General features: G+C 74.0%; 19 protein-coding genes and 1 pseudogene. All 20 read right to left on the reverse strand.

All coding sequences use genetic code 11. The annotated features are described in order from the left end of the window. Positions 1 to 256: 256 nt before the first annotated feature. The 20 genes and pseudogenes from AC0VXQ_RS06180 to AC0VXQ_RS06275 all read right to left on the reverse strand — a co-directional run bounded on the left by AC0VXQ_RS06180 (position 257) and on the right by AC0VXQ_RS06275 (position 17,569). Positions 257 to 763: a DUF3145 family protein gene (locus tag AC0VXQ_RS06180; protein WP_058731599.1), complete on the reverse strand. Its 507-nt coding sequence runs from the start codon at positions 761 to 763 to the stop codon at positions 257 to 259. A 133-nt stretch (positions 764 to 896) separates the two neighbouring features. Further along, positions 897 to 1,949, reverse strand: a complete 1,053-nt coding sequence (locus tag AC0VXQ_RS06185) for a tyrosine-type recombinase/integrase (protein WP_404434574.1) — start codon at positions 1,947 to 1,949, stop codon at positions 897 to 899. Next, positions 1,946 to 2,782, reverse strand: coding sequence for a uroporphyrinogen-III synthase (locus AC0VXQ_RS06190; protein ID WP_058731601.1), 837 nt, complete (start codon positions 2,780 to 2,782; stop codon positions 1,946 to 1,948). The genes AC0VXQ_RS06185 and AC0VXQ_RS06190 overlap by 4 nt, the downstream gene beginning before the upstream one ends. A gap of 71 nt (positions 2,783 to 2,853) precedes the next feature. Then, the gene (locus AC0VXQ_RS06195; RefSeq protein ID WP_064725409.1) at positions 2,854 to 4,212 is read right to left on the reverse strand and encodes a DNA-processing protein DprA; all 1,359 of its coding nucleotides are present in this window, start codon (positions 4,210 to 4,212) and stop codon (positions 2,854 to 2,856) included. A gap of 55 nt (positions 4,213 to 4,267) precedes the next feature. Beyond that, complete coding sequence (locus tag AC0VXQ_RS06200) at positions 4,268 to 5,809, reverse strand: YifB family Mg chelatase-like AAA ATPase (protein ID WP_058731762.1); 1,542 nt, start codon at positions 5,807 to 5,809, stop codon at positions 4,268 to 4,270. A gap of 1 nt (position 5,810) precedes the next feature. Further along, positions 5,811 to 6,197, reverse strand: a complete 387-nt coding sequence (locus AC0VXQ_RS06205) for a YraN family protein (protein WP_058731763.1) — start codon at positions 6,195 to 6,197, stop codon at positions 5,811 to 5,813. Between the two features lie 306 nt (positions 6,198 to 6,503). Further along, complete coding sequence (locus AC0VXQ_RS06210) at positions 6,504 to 7,223, reverse strand: ribonuclease HII (RefSeq protein ID WP_224799694.1); 720 nt, start codon at positions 7,221 to 7,223, stop codon at positions 6,504 to 6,506. A gap of 56 nt (positions 7,224 to 7,279) precedes the next feature. Next, on the reverse strand, positions 7,280 to 8,059 hold the full coding sequence (gene lepB, locus AC0VXQ_RS06215) for a signal peptidase I (RefSeq protein ID WP_064725410.1): 780 nt from the start codon (positions 8,057 to 8,059) through the stop codon (positions 7,280 to 7,282). A gap of 62 nt (positions 8,060 to 8,121) precedes the next feature. Further along, positions 8,122 to 8,715: a signal peptidase I gene (gene lepB, locus AC0VXQ_RS06220; protein WP_231377192.1), complete on the reverse strand. Its 594-nt coding sequence runs from the start codon at positions 8,713 to 8,715 to the stop codon at positions 8,122 to 8,124. 74 nt (positions 8,716 to 8,789) lie between these two features. Continuing rightward, entirely contained in the window at positions 8,790 to 9,140 is a 351-nt protein-coding gene (rplS, locus tag AC0VXQ_RS06225; RefSeq protein ID WP_058731467.1) for a 50S ribosomal protein L19, read from the reverse strand. Positions 9,141 to 9,327: 187 nt separating this feature from the next. Next, complete coding sequence (gene trmD / locus AC0VXQ_RS06230) at positions 9,328 to 10,140, reverse strand: tRNA (guanosine(37)-N1)-methyltransferase TrmD (protein WP_196826189.1); 813 nt, start codon at positions 10,138 to 10,140, stop codon at positions 9,328 to 9,330. Further along, a complete protein-coding gene (gene rimM / locus AC0VXQ_RS06235; RefSeq protein ID WP_196826190.1) occupies positions 10,137 to 10,811 on the reverse strand; it encodes a ribosome maturation factor RimM in 675 nt (224 codons plus the stop codon). Before rimM ends, trmD begins: the two co-directional genes overlap by 4 nt. 140 nt (positions 10,812 to 10,951) lie before the next feature. Then, a complete protein-coding gene (locus AC0VXQ_RS06240) occupies positions 10,952 to 11,191 on the reverse strand; it encodes an RNA-binding protein (protein ID WP_058731470.1) in 240 nt (79 codons plus the stop codon). Positions 11,192 to 11,193: 2 nt separating this feature from the next. Beyond that, on the reverse strand, positions 11,194 to 11,604 hold the full coding sequence (gene rpsP, locus AC0VXQ_RS06245) for a 30S ribosomal protein S16 (protein ID WP_058731471.1): 411 nt from the start codon (positions 11,602 to 11,604) through the stop codon (positions 11,194 to 11,196). A 205-nt stretch (positions 11,605 to 11,809) separates the two neighbouring features. Further along, complete coding sequence (locus AC0VXQ_RS06250) at positions 11,810 to 12,973, reverse strand: ABC transporter permease (RefSeq protein ID WP_064725413.1); 1,164 nt, start codon at positions 12,971 to 12,973, stop codon at positions 11,810 to 11,812. After that, complete coding sequence (locus tag AC0VXQ_RS06255) at positions 12,970 to 13,887, reverse strand: ABC transporter ATP-binding protein (protein WP_129357462.1); 918 nt, start codon at positions 13,885 to 13,887, stop codon at positions 12,970 to 12,972. Before AC0VXQ_RS06255 ends, AC0VXQ_RS06250 begins: the two co-directional genes overlap by 4 nt. A gap of 156 nt (positions 13,888 to 14,043) precedes the next feature. Continuing rightward, the gene (locus AC0VXQ_RS06260; protein ID WP_232238448.1) at positions 14,044 to 14,844 is read right to left on the reverse strand and encodes a response regulator transcription factor; all 801 of its coding nucleotides are present in this window, start codon (positions 14,842 to 14,844) and stop codon (positions 14,044 to 14,046) included. Beyond that, on the reverse strand, positions 14,837 to 15,271 hold the full coding sequence (locus AC0VXQ_RS06265) for an ATP-binding protein (RefSeq protein WP_475527995.1): 435 nt from the start codon (positions 15,269 to 15,271) through the stop codon (positions 14,837 to 14,839). The genes AC0VXQ_RS06260 and AC0VXQ_RS06265 overlap by 8 nt, the downstream gene beginning before the upstream one ends. A gap of 79 nt (positions 15,272 to 15,350) precedes the next feature. Further along, positions 15,351 to 16,148 (reverse strand): annotated as a pseudogene (locus AC0VXQ_RS06270) (histidine kinase); the annotation flags it as partial. A gap of 125 nt (positions 16,149 to 16,273) precedes the next feature. After that, positions 16,274 to 17,569, reverse strand: a complete 1,296-nt coding sequence (locus AC0VXQ_RS06275) for a hypothetical protein (RefSeq protein WP_475527997.1) — start codon at positions 17,567 to 17,569, stop codon at positions 16,274 to 16,276. Positions 17,570 to 17,617 lie beyond the last annotated feature (48 nt).

The raw sequence follows: 17,617 nt of genomic DNA on the forward strand, positions 1-17,617 counted from the left end.
GGCTGGACAGATCCTGCCGGGGCGCCGTCGTCTCCCGTGGGTGCTTCTCTGGCTTTCCTCACGCCGCGGGTGCCATGCCGGGGGCCGCGGCGGGTTCCCGGCAGGCGGGTTTCGTGCTGAGATGCGCTGTTCGTGCTGAGATGCGTCCCGCCGTGCGGTATCTCAGCACGATCCCCGCATCTCAGCACGAACTCAGCATCTCAGCAGGGGGCGTTCCTGGGTGGTGCGGTGCCGCTGAGGCCGAGCAGGCTCGGGGTCAGCTCACCCGGTGCAGCACGCGCACGTTCTCCGGGGCGCTGACGCACTCGCGCAGGGGCTCCAGCTCCTCGTCCCACGCCTCCCCCAGCGCGAGGGAGAACTGGCGCAGCAGGGCCTGGGGATCACCCTGGGCGCTCTCGTATGCGCAGCGCACGCGGTCCTCGGTGATGACGGTGTTCCCGGCGGCATCCGTCATGGCCCAGAAGATGCCGAGGCCGGGGGTGTAGGCCCAGCGACCGGCGTCGGATCCGGGGCGGGCCTCCTCGTGGATCTCGAAGCGCAGATTCCCCAGCTGACGCAGGGCGGAGGCCAGCAGGGCACCGGTGCCGCAGGGGCCCTCCCATTCCAGGGTGGTGCGCACCTGTCCGGGCAGGGCGAACTGCGGGGACCACTGGGGCTCCGGGGTGCGTCCGACCACGGATTCCAGGGCCCACCGGATGTGCGGGCACAGCGAGGCGGGGGCTGCGTGGATGTGCAGCACCCCGTGGGTGCGGGGGGTGTTCACGTCGTCTCCTCGGGACACGGGACAGATGCGTCTTCCCCTACGATCTGTCGCCCCGACGGCGGACGTTGCGGGCCCTCGCCCGGGCACCATTGTGCCCCACCCGCAGCGATGGGCCAACCGCGACCCGGCGCGCTCAGGCCCGTGGGTGGGCCCCGCGGTAGGTGTCGGCCAGGCGCTGCACCGAGACGTGGGTGTAGATCTGGGTGGTCGCCAGGCTGGCGTGTCCCAGCAGCTCCTGGACCGCGCGGATGTCGGCCCCGCCGTCCACCAGGTGTGTGGCCGCGCTGTGGCGGAAGACGTGGGCGCCGGTCACCCCGGTGTCCGTGGCTCGGGTGAGGGCCGCGTTGATATCCTCCCGCAGCTGCCTCGGGTCCGCCCGTCCGCCGCGGGGCCCGAGGAACACCGCCGACGCGGCCGACCCCTCGGGGTGGGCACCGGCCCAGCGGGGGCGGCCCTGCTCCAGCCAGGCACGCAGGGCGGCGACGGCCGGGGCCCCCAGGGGGACGGTGCGCTGCCGGTTGCCCTTGCCGGTCAGGGTCAGGGTGCGCCGCTCCCAGGAGATGTCCCCCAGATCCAGGCCGGCCAGCTCCGCGATGCGCGCGCCGGTCGAATACAGCACCTCCACGACCGCCAGCGTCCGCAGCCGGCGGGTGCGGGCCGCGGGAGGCTCTGATCCTTCGCTGCCGGGGCCCGCGGACGCCCCGGACTCGGCCGCCGCAGCTTCGGCCGCGTCGGAACGGGCGCGCTCGGGCTCGCGCAGGTGGGCGATGACGGCCTCGACCTGCGCGGCGGAGAGCACCGGCGGCAGGCTGCGGGGGCGCTTGGGCGACTGCAGGCGCACGGAAGGGTCGACGGGAACCAGCCCCTCCCGCTGCGCCCAGCGGAAGAAGCCGCGCGCCGCGGAGGCCCGACGGGCGGAGCTGGTCCGGGCGGCACCGTCGTGCCCGGCCAGCCAGTCCCGCAGGTCCTCCAGGGTGATCTGCTCCGGGCTCTCGCGTCCGCGGCGCTGGGCGTGGCGCATCAGGTCCGCCAGATCCCCCAGATACGCGGCGATGGTGCGCGGGCTGCGATGCCGCTCCCACCGCAGGTGCTCCTCGTACTCGCCCAGGGCGCGGGCGTGGGCCTCCCCCAGCTCCGGCTCTCCCGACCGGTCCTCCCCGGGCCGGTCGGCCGTCGGGGCGCTCACGGCCGCTCCCGAGGTGATCGACTCTGCGCCCATGTACCGACCTGCCGCAGCATCGCCCCCAGCCGGAAGCGCTCGGGGTGCTGCACGGTGAAGCCGTGCTCCCGCAGGGGTGCGGCGGTGACCGCCCCGACGGCGAACAGGCCGAGGTCCCCCGAGGCGCTGCGCTCGGCCAGGCGGCACCGCTGCTCGGCGTCGGCCGCCTTCAGCCACGCCGCGGCGGCCCCCGCGGAGGTGAACAGCACGGCATCGGCCGATCCGTCGGCGGCTTCGCGCACGCTGCGCAGCACCGGCTCCGGATCCGCGGGCTGGGCATAGCGGTACAGGACCACCCCGTGCACCTGCGCACCCCGTTCGCGCAGGTCCCGGGCGTCGCGGCCGTCGTCCATCCCGTGGTGCTGGATCGCGACGGTGCGTCCGCTCAGCCCCTCGACGGTGAGGTGTTCGATCAGCTCGCTCGTGCTCTCCCCGGGTGCGACCCAGTCGGCCGTGAGCCCGGCTGCCCTGATGGCCCCGTGGGCCTTGGCCCCGCGGGCGAGCAGGCGGGTCTGACCGAGCAGGCGGCGCAGCGGCTCTCCGAGCTCGAGCGCATCGGCGGCCGCCAGCCACGCGCGCAGCCCCACCCCCGTGGTGATCAGCACCGCCTCGGGACGCGCGGCGAGGATCGCGCGGGTGTCCCGGGCGATCTGCTCGTCCCGCTCGGCCGGCACCACCACCAGGGCGGGGCAGTGGAAGACCTCCGCGCCGAGGCGGGTCAGGGCCTCGTCGATCTCCCGGGAGCGTCGCTGGGCCGTCAGGTGCACGCGCAGCGGCGCTCGGGCATCGGTGTCGCTCACGTCAGAGACCTCCTGGGTCGATGGGTGCGCCGTCGCCCCGGGTCGAGGGAACCGGGGCGACCTCCTGCCCTTCACACTGTATCCACCGGGGTGCCCGATCCCGCACGCTGCGCCGGACGGGAGTCCGGGTGCAGCCGCCAGGTGCCGTCCTCGCGCCGCTGGGCCAGCCCCCGGCCCTCCAGCACAGACAGGCTCGGCAGCACCTGGCGGATCGCCAGCCCGGCGACGGCGCACAGCCGATCCGCGGGCACGGCGCGGGCCACGGGCAGGGCATCCAGCACCAGCCGCTGCACCTCGTCCAACCCCTCCCGCGGATCCGGCTCCCCGGGACCGGCACCGGTTCCCGCGACGCCGCCGAGCCCGGAGCCTTCAGGCCCCGACGCCTCGGGTCCGGCCGCGCCGGCCCCCGACCCGGGCATCGGCAGGAGTCCCTGCCCCGCGCCGCTCAGGCCCGGCAGCTGCGGGGAGCCGATGAGCTCCCGCAGGTCCCGGGTGCTGGTGACCATGCTCACCGGCTCCTCCTGCAGCAGCCGGTGGCAGCCCGCCGACTGGGCGCTGAACACGCTGCCGGGGACCGCGGCCACCGTGCGCCCCCATTCCAGGCCGTGGTGGGCGGTGTTCAGCGCCCCGGAGCGCCACCCGGCCTCCACCACCACGATCACCTCCGCCAGCCCCGCGATCAGCCGGTTGCGCTGCAGGAAGCGGTGGCGCATCGGGGAGCACCCGGGAGGGACCTCGGTGAGCACCAGCCCGCGGTCGGCGATCTCGCGCAGCAGGTCCTCGTGCCGGCGGGGGTAGAAGCGGTCGATGCCGCAGGCCAGGAAGCACACCGTCGCCGGGTCCCGGACGGAGGTGGCCAGGGCGGCCCGGTGCGCGGCGGCGTCGATCCCGAAGGCCCCGCCGGACAGGATCCCGTAGCCTTCGGCCGCCAGATCGCCGGCCAGGTGGGAGGTGACGGCGGTGCCGTAGCCGGTCGCGTCCCGGGAGCCGACGAAGGCGATCTCCCCGACCCCGCACCGGGCCAGCCGCTCCCGCTGCCCCCGCCCCCACAGCCCCCACGGCTGGGCCGGGCCGAGGTCCAGGAAGGGCTCGGGCCAGTCCGGATCCTCCGGGCAGGCGAACCAGGCGCCGTGGTGGCGGGCGAGGGTCTCCTCGAGGGCCTCGACACGGCGCAGCCCGACCCGTGGCTGCCACCGTCGCACGGCCTGCTCCAGCGCCTCCTCGGTGAGGCTGCGGGCGTATTCGGGCCAGGCTTCGGCCGCTTCGCGCCGCTCGGCCGGGCTCGGTCGGTCGCGGCCCTCGGCGATGGCCAGGGCACGCTCCGGCCCGAAGGCCGCGACCAGGACGATGGCCACCGCGTCCTGGGGTTCGGCGATCTGCATCAGGCGCTGCCGGGCGGTGCGCACGGCGGCGGGGGCGAGGGAGGTCATGGCGGTCTCCTGGGGCTGGGGATTCGGTGTGCGGGACGTGAGGGTGGGGGTGGATTCAGGCGGGGGCCAGCTGGGAGGTCAGGCGCAGGCTGATGGCGGTGTCGATGTCCTGGCGCGCCGGGGAGGTGCGTCCCTCCAGGTCCGCGATGGTCCAGGCCAGGCGCTGCACGCGGTCGCAGCCGCGCAGGGTCAGCTCGCCGCGGTCCAACAGGCCCTGCAGCGGGGTGAGCACGCTGGGCTCCAGGCGCAGCGCCCCACGCAGGTGGGTGCCGCCGAGCTGGCCGTTGGTGGACAGGCCGAGTCCGGCCAGCCGCTCGGCGGCGATCGCGCGGGCCTGCCGGACCCGGGCGGCCACGGCGGCGCTGGTCTCGGCCTCGCCGCGGGTGCGCATCTGGGCGTAGGAGAGCTTGGGCACCGTGATGTGCAGGTCCACCCGGTCCAGCAGGGGCCCGGAGAGCTTGGCGAGGTAGCGACGCCGCTCCACCGGGCCGCAGGAGCAGCGTCCCCCGCCCATCTCCTGGGAGCGTCCGCAGGGACACGGGTTGGCGGCCAGCACGAGCTGGAAGCGAGCCGGGTACTGGGCGCTGGCCCGGGCCCGGTCGATGGTGATCAGCCCGGATTCCAGGGGCTGGCGCAGGGCATCCAGGACCCCGCGGCGGAATTCCGGGGCCTCGTCGAGGAAGAGCACGCCGCGGTGAGCCCGGGAGGCGGCACCGGGTCGCGGCAGCCCGCTGCCCCCGCCGACGATCGCCGCGGCCGAGGCCGTGTGGTGCGGTGCCTCCCACGGGGGATCCTCGATCAGCCGGGTCAGCGGGGCGGTGCGCTGGCCGATCGAATGCACCGCGGTCACCTCGTGGGCTTCGGCAGCACCCAGCCGCGGGAGGATGCCCGGCAGCCGTTCGGCGAGCATCGTCTTCCCGGAGCCGGGCGGCCCGACCATGGACAGGTGGTGGCCTCCGGCGGCGGCGATCTCCAGGGCCCAGCGGCCCTCCTCCTGCCCGACGACGTCGGCCAGGTCCTTGGGCGCCGCGGGGGCAGGTTCCGCTGCGACGGCGCGCGGGCGCTGCGGCGGGCGGATCAGCGTCTCGGTGCGGGCGCCGGCCCAGGCCAGGACATCGGCCAGGCAGGAGAATCCGTGCACGACGGCCCCCTGGACCAGCTGCGCCTCCGGCAGGTCCTCCTCCGCCACCACGACGTGCTCGTGTCCGGCGGCCACCGCCGCGGCGACGCTGGGGAAGACCCCGGGCACGGGACGCAGGCAGCCGTCCAGACCCAGCTCGGCCAGGTAGACGCACCCGCCGGTGGGCTCGGTGGCGCCGTCGGCCTGCACCGCGGCCATGACGATCGCGAGGTCGTAACCCGAGCCGGTCTTCGGCAGGGTCGCCGGGGTGAGGTTCACGGTGATGCGGCGCGGGGCCAGGGCGCGACCGCTGTTCTTGGCCGCCGAACGGATCCGCTCCCGGGACTCCATGAGCGTGGCGTCCGGCAGCCCCAGGAGCACGAAGGACGGCAGCGAGGCGCCGATGTCGGCTTCCACATCCACCAGGTGGCCCTCCAGGCCCAGCAGGGCGACGGTGTGCGTACGGGCGAAACCCATCTCAGCCCACCCCTTCCAGCTGCTCGTAGGTGAAGCCCGTCGGGGTGCCGGTGATGGCCACCGCGTCGATGCGCACCCGCCCCGGGCGCAGCCCGCAGCCGCGGGTCCACTCCCCCGTGAGCCGGCGCAGGCTGCGGATCTTCTGCTCGTCGATGGCTTCGAAGGGATGCCCGCAGTCTGCCGTGGTGCGGGTCTTGACCTCGCAGATCACGTATCCTTCCGGGGCACGGCAGATCAGGTCCAGCTCCCCGCGCGCGGGCTCGCCGCGCTCGGCCTGCGCGCCGGCGGGCGGCCGCCAGTTGCGCTCCAGCACCTCCCATCCGCGTCCGATCATCACGGCGGCGGCGATCTGCTCGCCCCACCGCCCGGTCTGTGCTCGCTCGTCCATGTCGGCACCTGCCTTTCCGTCGGCACCCATCGTGGGCGCAGCGCGGCAGGCGCGGACCGGAAACCGCGGATTCGAGGCGGCGAAAGTGGATGGGAAGCCCGGATCACGGCCGCGTCCACCGGTTCGGGAGACCGGTCCCCCATCGTCCCCGGGCACGGGCGCACGGACCGGACGGCCGGTCGAGGGGTTCGGCGGCGCAGGCGCGACGCGGGGAGGGGCGAGGAAGGGGCGGCGCAGGTGCGAAGCCGAGAGGCGTGTTGCGAGCGCGCGGACCTGGAAGGGAGGGCCCGACGTCGGCAGTGGGGGTCAGCCGCGGGCGGCCCGGGCCGCCTCGAGAGCCTCGGAGGCGGCACCGAGCTTCCAGCTGAGCCGATGCTGCGGCGTCGGGCCCAGGGCGGCGATGGCCCGCCGGTGGGCCGCGGCGCCGTAGCCCTTGTTCCCGGCCCACCCGTAGCCGGGGTGGGCTGCGTCCAGCTCGAGCATCAGGGCGTCCCGATGCACCTTCGCCCAGACGGAGGCCGCGGCCACGCTCGCGCAGGCCACGTCCGCCTTCACCCGGGTGCTCACCCTCCCGGTCCACGCGGGCAGGTCTTCGCCCTCCAGAGCCTGCGCCACGGGATCCGGCTCCGCGAACAGGTCCGGGGCAGGCGCGGTGAGCCAGTCATGGCTGCCGTCCAGCAGGACGGCGTCGGGCCGGTGCCCTGCCGCGCCCAGCTGGGCCAGCGCACGCTGCCCGGCCAGGCGCAGGGCCCCGGTGATGCCCAGCAGGTCGATCTCCCGGGGCGAGGCGCAGCCCACGGCCGCGGGGATCCAGGCCGCGATCTGCTCGGCCATCGACGTGCGTCGGGCCGGGGAGAGCAGCTTGGAATCCGTCAGGTCCGGGATGGTCAGCCGCGTGTGCGCGTCCACGACGGCGGCTCCGACCGCCACCGGCCCGGCCAGGGCGCCTCGGCCCACCTCGTCCATGCCGGCCACGGATCGGCACCGCGGGCCCAGCAGGCTGCGCTCCAGGTCCAGGTCCGCCATGGGGCGCACCGTGTGGGGCCTTCCGGTCGCGGGCCGGACGTGCTCGGCGTCGGGCATCAGGACTTCGAAGGGGCCGGCACGTCGGCGAAGACCTCGTGGTGGTCGTCCAGCAGGTGGAAGCGGTTCAGCGGCCACGCGGTGACGAAGGCCCGGCCGACGACGTCGTCCGCCTTCACGAACTCCGTCTTCTGCTCGATGTGGTACCGGGAATCCGCGGAGGCGTCCCGGTGGTCGCCCATCACGAAGAACTCGCCGTCGGGCACCGTCACGTCGAAAGGCATCCCGCAGGGGTGGGAGCCGGGGTACAGGTAGGAGGATTCGTCCAGGGTCCTGCCGTTGACGGTGACCTCGGAATCGGCGTCCTTGCACACCACGTGGTCCCCGCCGGTGCCGATGACGCGCTTGATGAGGTAGTTCTCCGAGGCATCCGGCATGACCCCGACGAAGGACAGCGCCTGGCGCACCGGGGAGACCTGGCCCTGCTCGGAGGCGGGGATCCATCCCTGGGTGTCCTCGAAGACGATGATGTCCCCGCGGGAGGGGTCGTGGAACCAGCTGCCGGCGACGTTCACGAAGATGCGGTCGTTCAGCTCGAGGGTGTTCTCCATCGAGCCGGAGGGGATGTAGAAGCCGCGCAGCAGGAAGGTCTTGACCAGGAAGGCGATGAGCACCGCGTAGAGGATGACCAGCAGGGTCTCCCGGATCTTCCCCCAGGCCCCCTGCGGCCGCTCCTCTCGCTTCCGACGCCGCAGAGCTCTCCGGGAGCGGTCCCCGGCCGCGGGGGTCGGGGCGGCGTCGTCGGGGTGGGAGGCCGCGGGCGTGGCCGGATCTGCCATGGGATTCCTTCATGGGCCGGGTCGGCGGGGTCCCGCCGGGTGGTGGATGGGGCTACCGCAGTCTAACGGTCCAGGCTGTGAATGCGGTGCAGCGGCCAGACGACGGCCACGGGGGTGCCGATGATCCGGTCCTCCCGGATCATCCCCCCGCCGGGGGCCCCGAGCAGCGCCCGGGAGTCCCGGGAACCGGAGCGGTGGTCCCCCATGACCCAGAGCCGCCCCGCGGGGACCCGCACGGAGAACTCCTGCTCGGAGGGCTTCTCCCCGGGAGGCAGGTACGGCTCGGTCAGGGGCTGGCCGTTGACCTCCAGGCGCCCGTCCGCGGAACAACAGCGCACCGTGTCCCCGCCGACGCCGATCACGCGCTTGACGAACACATCCTCGCGGGTGCGCAGGCCCGTCCAGGCGCCGGCGACTTCCAGGGTGTGGCCCAGCCACCCGCCCTCGGAGCGGTAGGGGGCCAGCGAGCCGGTGCCGTCGAAGACGATGATCTGCCCGCGCTCCGGGTGGTCCTGACCTACCCGCCAGACCGCGATCCGATCCCCGGGCATCAGGGTGTCCTCCATGGACCCGGAGGGCACGGTGAAGATCTCCAGCAGCAGGCAGCGCACGAGGATCATCAGCGTCAGGGCCAGGGCCGGGACCGCAACGACCAAGCGCCGACCCCCGAGCGGGAGTCGGCGCTTGGCCTCAGGGGCGGAAGCCTCCGCCCGAGATGAGGGTGACAACCCTACGCGTTGTCGCGCTTCTCGCGGATGCGCGCGGCCTTGCCGTGGCGCTCGCGCATGTAGTACAGCTTCGCGCGGCGCACGTCACCGCGGGTCAGCACCTCGATCTTGTCGATGATCGGGGAGTGCACCGGGAAGGTGCGCTCCACGCCGACGCCGAAGGAGACCTTGCGGACGGTGAAGGTTTCGCGCACCCCGGCACCCTGGCGCCCGACGACGTAGCCGCGGAACACCTGGACGCGGGAGCGGTTGCCCTCCACGATGTTGACGTGCACGTCCAGGGTGTCGCCGGGACCGAAGTCCGGGATGTCCTGGCGCAGGGACTTGCTGTCGATGAAATCGAGAGTCTGCATGACTGTTCGCTTCTCCTCGGCCGCCGCCGCAGGTCGCCGACCGATGCTCACGCCGCCCGTCTGCCCCGAAGATCCGGGGGTGGGCGGTGCTGCTGGGTATCCGAGGCAGGATCGGTGCCTCGGTGCCGTGTCCGTCAGGTCGCTCTTCCCCCTGCGGCAGGGGCGTGCCCGAACACGGCGCAATCGCCTATCCTAGCGGGTCGGCGTCCTCGCCGCCAGTGTCGCGGGCGGCTTCCTCGAGCACCGTGCGGTCGCGTGCGTCCAGGCGCTGCGGGGGCAGCGCCTGGATCAGGTCCGGGCGGCGCTCCAGCGTGCGGCGCAGCTGCCAGTCCCGGCGGGTCCGGGCGATCAGCGCGTGGTTGCCGGTCAGCAGCACCTGCGGCACCTCCCGGCCGCGCCAGTCGGCCGGCTTGGTGTACACGGGGTACTCCAGCAGTCCCTCCGCGTGGGATTCCTCGACCAGCGAGGCGGGGTTGCCGATGACCCCGGGCAGCAGCCGGGCCACGGCCTCGATCATCGCCATCACGGCGACCTCTCCCCCGTTGAGCACGTAGTCCCCGATGCTCACGGGGCGCACGCGGAAGCGCTCGGCGGCCCACTCCAGCACGCGCTCGTCGATGCCCTCGTAGCGCCCGCAGGCGAAGACCAGGTGCTCCTCCTGCGCCCAGGCCTCGGCGGTGCGCTGGGTGAAGACCTCCCCGGCCGGGGAGGGCACGATCAGCAGCGGGCGAGGATCCGGCTGCGCGGGATCGGTCGAATCGGCGGGTTCGTCGAGGATGGCCTCCAGGGCCTCGGCCCACGGCTCGGGCTTCATGACCATCCCGGCCCCGCCGCCGTAGGGGGTGTCGTCCACGGTGCGGTGGCGGTCGTGGGTGTGCTCGCGCAGGTCGTGCACGCGCAGATCCAGCAGACCGGCGCGGCGGGCCTTGCCGATCAGGGACAGCTCCAGGGGCGCGAGGTACTCCGTGAAGATGGAGACGACGTCGTAGCGGTGCCTCACGGCCGCGGCTCCCCGTCCTGAGCGCCGCCGGCCGGCGCGCCGCCGGCCTGAGCGTCCCCGTCCTGAGCGCCGTCCTCGGCCGCTAGTCGCGACGCGTCAGCGTCCTCCCGGTTCAGCTCCAGCAGCCCCGGCGGGGGCGTGATGACGATCCGCCCGGCCTCCAGGTCCACCTCCGGGACGATCTCGGCCACGAAGGGCACCAGGGACTCGGAGCCGTCCGCGAGGGTCACGGCCAGCAGGTCCTGGGTCGGCAGGGTCTGCAACCCGGTGACCGTCCCGACCGGCTCCCCCAGCCGGGCGCGCGCGGGGTCCTCACCGGCGCGGGCCCGCTCCTCGGGGTCCACGGCGTACACGGCCAGGCCCGTGAGCTCGTGTTCGTAGTACCCCTCGGTCTCCTCCGCCTCCTCGGTGTCGATGAGCAGGTGGTGGTTGCGCAGGGTCTCGGCGCCGTTGCGGTCGGAGACCTCCTCGAAACGCAGCACGAGGATGGACTTGTTCCACCGGGCGCCGGCCACCGTGAGGGTGCCTTCGGGGGCCAGCGGGCTGGCCGGGTCCAGAATCAGAACCTCCCCCCGGGCGAAGCGGGTCTCGGGGTCGTCGGTGAGCAGCTGGACGGTCACCTCCCCGCGGATGCCGTGGGGCTTGCCGATGCGGGCGGCCTGGACGCGCACTGGTCCTCCTGGGGATCGGGATGGGTGGGTGGGGACGGCAGAAGGCCCGCGGCCGCCGGAGTGCGGCGGCCGCGGGCCTTGGTTGCGTCGGCTCCCGCGGCGGTCGATGACGCGCGGGTGCGGTCCGACGACGGCGGGGATCAGCGGCGGTCGGTGTCGACGATGTCGACCTTGACCTGCTCATCCTCCGCCAGCGCGCCGATCACGGTGCGCACGGATTTCGCGGTGCGCCCGTTGCGCCCGATGACGCGGCCGAGGTCCTCGGGGTCCACTCGGACCTCGAGGGTCTGGCCGCGGCGGCCGCTGTGGGAGCGGACCTCGACCTCCTCGGGGTCATCCACGATGCCCTTGATGAGGTGCTCCAGCGCGTCGGCGAGCATGATTACTCCGCGGACTCCTCGGCCGGGGTCTCGGTCTCCTCGGCCTTCTGCTCACCCTTGGGGGTGACGGCCTCGGTGATGATCACGGAGCCCTTCTCCGGGACGGTGAACTCGGGCTTGGGCTCGACCGGCTTGACGGAGGACTCGGTGGAGCCCTCGCCGGTGAACTTGGCCCAGTCGCCGGTCAGCTTGAGAAGCTTCAGCACCTGCTCGGTCGGCTGGGCGCCGACAGACAGCCAGTGCTGGGCGCGCTCCGAGTCGATGCGCACGAGCGAGGGGTTCTCGGTCGGCTGGTAGATGCCGATCTCCTCGATCGCGCGGCCATCGCGCTTGGTGCGGGAATCCATGACCACCACGCGGTAGCGGGGGTCACGGATCTTGCCCATACGCTTCAGACGGATCTTCGTAGCCACTGTTGTGGACTCTCCTGTTTCTGTACATGGTGAGCCGGTCGCAGGCGGTACGCGCCGTGGGGTGGGCGGTGGTGCCTGGCGGCTCGATGCGGACACAATGAACACGCGGTGAGAGGGGCCGCGCGCATCGAGTACCCGTCAAGTATGCCAGATGGGTCAAGTCCTGGCCAGCACCGCGCGCAGCCGCCCTCTCCCCGCCCCGGTGTCAGGACCGGCCGGTGAGCACCTGCCCCCAGCGCAGCCGGGTCCCGGTGCGCAGCACCGCCCGCCGGTACACGCGCCCGGCCCACGCGGTGATCAGCACCAGGGCCAGCAGACCCAGGCCCAGGGAGGCCGCACCCTCGACGGGCCCGGCGGTGCCCTGCACCAGGCGCAGCGGCATCACCACCGAGGAGGCCAGCGGCACCCAGGACAGCACGGTCTGCACGGTGCCGGAGGCGAACAGCCCGGCGAAGTACAGGACCATGAGGATCGTGGTCAGCGGGGTGGAGGTCGCGGAGAGGTCCTCGGGGCGATCCGCCATCGCCCCGGCCACCGCCCACAGCGCCGCGAGGATCGAGAAGCCCACGAGGAAGAAGGCCAGGAACCACCCCGAGCCGCGCAGCACCCAGCCCATCTCCAGGCCGACGTCGAAGAGGTTCATCGCCAGCAGTCCGGCGGCCAGGTAGAGGACCAGCTGGCCCAGGGCCAGCCCGATGTTGGCCGCGAGCTTGCCGATGAGCACCTGGCGCACGGGTACGGCGGCCGCGATGATCTCCACGACGCGGTGGGACTTCTCCTCGAGGATGGACTGGGCGATGCCCATGCCGAAGACGATCGCGGCCAGGTAGAACAGGATCGCGAAGACGAAGCTGAGCACCCGACCGGCGGCCACCTGCTGGGAGGACTCCGTGCCCTCCAGGGACACCCGGGCCTCGGCGCGCAGGGCCGTGAGGTCCACTCCCTGTTCCGCGGCCGCCCGGGCCTCCAGATCCTCGGTGACGACCTCCGTCAGGATGCGGGAGTGCTGCGTGGCGGACCCGTCCGGGGTGATGATGCTCCAGCGATCCCCGCGCTGGATGAGGGCCAGGTCCGCCTCGTCCCGTTCGACGCGGTCGATGGCCTCCTGATCGCTCCCGACCCGCTCGGGGGTCAGGGAGTCCTGCGCCGAGCTCTCGTGCAGCGTCGTCTCGGCCTGCTCCACGTACTGCTGGGCCTGGGAGGAGGAGACCGCCACGGTGGTCTCGGTGCCGCGGTCGGAGAACCAGGAGTAGGCGGCGATGCCGCCGATGATGAGGACCAGCGTGACGACGAGGCTGGTCAGGAAGGATTTCGCGGTGGCGCGCACGGCGATCTCGCGCAGCGCCACGGTCTGCCAGGCGGTGGTCATCGGGTGGCCTTCCGGTAGATCTCGCTGAGGGTCGGGTAGATGCGGGTGAAGCCGGTGAGCCCGCGGGGCACGAGGTCGGCCAGCAGGCGCGAGCGCGTCCGATCGCTCTCCCCCGGGTCCTCCGGGAGCTCCACGAGCGCCTCTCGCCCGGCGACGTCGAGCACGTCCAGTTCGGGGACGTCCCGCAGCCAGCCCAGGTCCGCCTCGGCGGTGATCCGGTAGCGGGCCGGGCCGGTGCTGCGCAGGGTCTCGGCGCTCCCGGCGACGGCCACCGTCCCCTCGTGGAGGATGACGACGTCTTCGCACAGCCGCTCCACCAGGTCCAGCTGGTGGCTGGAGAACAGCACGGGCACCCCGCGGCGCAGCAGGCGACGCAGCATCTCGACCATGGAGTCCACGGCCGCGGGGTCCAGCCCGGAGAACGGCTCGTCCAGGATCAGGGCCTCCGGCTCGTGGATCAGGGCCGCCGCGATCTGCACGCGCTGCTGGTTGCCCAGGGAGAGGGATTCCAGCAGGTCGCGGCCCCGATCCGCGAGGCCGAACTCCTCCAGGAGCCGCCCGGCCCGGTCGCGGGCCTCGGCTCGGGCCACACCCTGCAGCTGGGCGAGGTAGACCAGCTGGTCGATGATCCGCTGCTTGGGCCACAGCCCGCGCTCCTCCGGCATGTACCCGAAGCGGCCGATCTGCTCCGCGCCCAGGGGCTCACCGCGCCACAGGACCTCCCCCGCCGTGGGTTCCAGGATCCCCATGATCATGCGCAGGGTGGTGGTCTTCCCGGCGCCGTTGGCGCCGAGGAACCCGGTCATCGTGCCGGGGCGCAGGGCGAAGTCCAGCCCGTCCACCACGGTCCGCTCGCCGAAGCGGCGAGTCAGGCCGTGCACGCGCAGCACGGGGTCATCGGGCATCGGGGGCATGGGGGTCTCCTCAGGGCTTCGGATGCGGCGGATGCGGACGCGCACGGCGGTGCGGGCCGCGTCATCCACGCTAGGCCGAGCGATTCCGGCCTCGCCTCCCCCCGGAGGATGAATCCGCCTCCGGCGCCCCTCCCCCGGCGGGGGGATCCACGCGGATCAGTCCCGGGCGCCGAGCCCGGCCCGGTGCGCGAGCACGACCGCCTGCACCCGGTCCCGGGAGCCCGTCTTGGCGAAGACGGCGGAGACGTGGGTCTTCACGGTGGCCTGCCCGAGCCACAGCTTCTCGGCGATCTCGCCGTTGGACAGGCCCTGGGCCATCAGCCCGAGGATCTGCGTCTCGCGCGGGGTCAGCGTGGCCAGGCGACGGCGGGCCTCCTCCCGTTCGGCCTCGCGCGCGGGGTCCGGTTCCGCCCCCGCCCCCGGCTCGACGGCGTCGGGCGAGGAAGCGCACCCACCGGCAGCCTTGCCGGTGCGGCCCTCCCCGGCCAGGCCGTGTTCGGGCGCCCCCTCCCTGGATTCCCCGGGCATCCCGGCCACCCGCCGGATCAGCGGGAGGGTGACCTCGGGGCTGAGCAGGGCCTGCCCGGATCCCACGGCGCGCACGGCCGCGACGAGCTCCTCCGGGGTGGCCGTCTTCAGCAGGAAGCCGCTGGCCCCGGCCCGCAGGGCGGCCATCAGGTGCTGGTCCTCACCGAAGGTGGTCAGCATCAGGACCCGGCCGAGCTGGCGTCGAGTCACCTCCCGGGTCGCCTCGATGCCGTTGACCCCGGGCATCTGGATGTCCATCAGCACGACGTCGGCGGGCCGCTCGGCCAGCAGCCGCAGAGCCTGACCGCCGTCGGCCGCCTCCCCGATGACCTCGATGTCCTCCTCCAGCTCCAGGACCAGGCGGAATCCGGCCCGGACCAGCGCCTGATCGTCCACCAGAAGCACCCGCAGAGTCTGCGCCTCAGCCACGGGAGACCCCCTGCGCCGCTTCGAGCTGCCCGTGCGCCTCCTCGGGCGGCAGGGGCAGGGCGAAGCGCACGAACCATCCGCGCCCGCCGACGCGCGGACCCCAGCAGGCGTGACCGCCGTGGGCCTCGGCCCGCTCCCGCAGACCGCGCAGCCCCCGGCCGCCGGTCCCGCCGATCACACCTCCCACGGGTGCGGGCCCGCCGCCGTCGTCGGTGACCTCGCCCTCCAGCAGACCTGCCTCGGCGCGCAGGCGCACGACGAAGGCCGCGGTCCCGGAACCGGCGTGCTTGGCGGCGTTGGTCAGGGACTCCTGGGCCATCCTCAGGAAGGCCAGCTGGGCGGGCAGGCCCATCGTGCGCAGAAGGGTCTCCCACGTCGCCTCGGGCACGGCCAGCTCCCAGCGCACCGTGAGCCCGGCCCGCTCCATCTCCCGGGGCAGGCGCAGGGTCCGGGCGAGTCCCGGTTCCTCCTCCGCGGACTCCGGGCCCTCGTGGGGGGTCGCGCAGGACGGCGAGGATCGTGCGCAGCTCCGCGACGCCCTCCCGGGTGGAGCCCTCCACGCGCAGGAGGGCCTCGCGCAGGGCGGAGGCCGTCGGGCCCGTCAGGTGAGCCTCGTCGGGGGCGCCGGCCTTCTCCAGGCGCCGGCGGGCACCGCCGGCGAGCATCCCGACCCCGGTGAAGTGGTGGCCGATCGCGTCGTGCAGCTCTCGGGCCAGGCGCACCCGCTCCTGCAGGACCGCCTGCTCGCTCAGCCGCTGGGACTGCGCCCGGATGGTCTCGGCCTGCTCGGCCAGCAGGGTCGTGCGCAGGGCGGCGCGCCAGGAGGCCCGCCCGAAGGCCGCGGCGCCGCCGAAGTAGGCCAGGTTCATCGCGGCGAAGACGAGGACGTAGGAGACCACCGGATCGAAGGGTCCGGCGCCGTCACGGGGCACGCGGTCCATGAGGATGGCCACGGACTGCCGCATGGACAGGTCCAGCAGGACCCACAGGATCATCACGAGGATCACCGCGAGCATCGCCGTCCACACCGCGGCCCGGTGCCGGGCCCAGGCCACCGCAGAGTAGATGGTCGTGAAGTAGGCGATCTGGAAGGTGACGGTCATGCTGCCGGCCGGACCCAGGTACGCCCCGCCGATGAACAGGGCTGTAGCCGCCAGCATCGTCGCGACCGGGTGGGAGCGACGCAGCGCCAGCAGTGCCGCCATGAGGAGCACGACGGCGTAGTCCCGCGGCCGCACCGCGTGATCGCCGTATTGGCCGACGGACTGCGAGGTCGCGATGTTCAACGCGCTCAGCGCGGCCATCCCCGCGGCGATCAGCGCATCCGCGCGCCGCTGCCGGGCCGTGGGGGCCGGTCTCACCCAGTCCGGGTGCTGGGGGTCATCCAGTCGGGCGCGGATCCGCTCGGTCCAGGGCGATGCCGCCGGGCTCACCGGTTCCGACGCCCCAGCCAGGTGCCCACGCCCCAGCCGAGGGCCGCGGCGGCGCTGACCGCGGCCCCGCGCACCAGGCGGGCGGGCAGGTGGTGCTCGGGCAGGGCGGGCCCGTGCGGGCCGATGCCCCCGGCCCGGGATCCGGCGCCGACGCCCGGGCTCATCGAATCCGGGTTCTGGTCCGTCCGGACACCGCGCACCCCGTCCAGCAGGGTCTGCGCGCCATCGCGCACGCGCTGGGCCACCGCGCCGACCGGGCCCTGCTCGGGGGCGATCACCTCGTGCTCCGGCAGGTCCTCCGGGGTGCGCCGCCCGTCCAGGATCTTCGCTGCGTCCTCCGGCAGGCCCAGCAGCTGGAGCACGGATTCGGGGGCGTAGCGCCCGGTGGCGTCCTCGGCGTATCCGGCCAGGCGCCGGGCGGAGGGAGCGTCCAGGCGGAAGCGCTCGGCCAGGGCGGCGACGGCGCCGCGGCGGGCGGCGTCGCGACGGGGCTGGGAGGCCAGCCCGGAGACCTGGGCCTGCAGCCGCCCCGCGGGGGAATCCTCGGGGTAGGTCGCCACGGAGGTGCGCACCGGGCCCCATTCCAGGGTCACCGGGTCCGCGTCCTGACCGAGCACGGTCAGGGCCCGGTGCTCCCCGTCCGTGTCCAGCAGAACCGCCGGGGCGTCGACCGCGTCCAGCAGCTCCACGAGGTCCTCGTAGTCGGTGCCGGCGGCCAGGGACCAGCCCGCGGCGGGGGCGGCGAGCTGGACGGGTCCGCGGCGTCGGGTGCGCAGCAGGCGTCGGCGCAGGGCGGGCACCGGGAGGCGGACCTCGGCGACGGCGGTGGGGGCGGCCTGCGGGGACGGGCCGGTCTGCCAGGAGGCGTATTCCAGCCCGGGGAAGGCCAGCAGCTCCTCCATGAAGTCCTCCAGGCCCGCACCCAGGGTGAGCCGCCCTTCCGCGTCGGCCCGGGCCACGCGCGGATCAGCACCGGGGCCGGTGACCGGCAGCATCAGGTCGATCGTGCGCTCGGCGGCGCTGTACACGGCCGGCACGGACTGCTCACGCAGCACCCGCAGGATGCTCTCCTGCTCGGCGGGACCGCCGCTGGGGTCCACGGACACGGCGCCGTCGGCCTGCTCGGTGAGGGGCCGGTGCAGGTCCAGGCGCACAGGCACCCACTGCCAGCCCGCCGCCGCGGGGTGCGGGGTCTGGGCCTGGGGCCGGTGCGGCGGCCGGGCGGATGCGGGATCCTGCGGGTCCACGACGACCTCCTCCTTCTCAGCGGTGGGCGGGCAGCCGGAGAGCATCGGCTCCGCTTCCTCGAGCGCCTCGGCGGCGTTCGGATCCTCGATCGG

This window comes from Rothia sp. QJM3NY_36 (assembly GCF_056173115.1).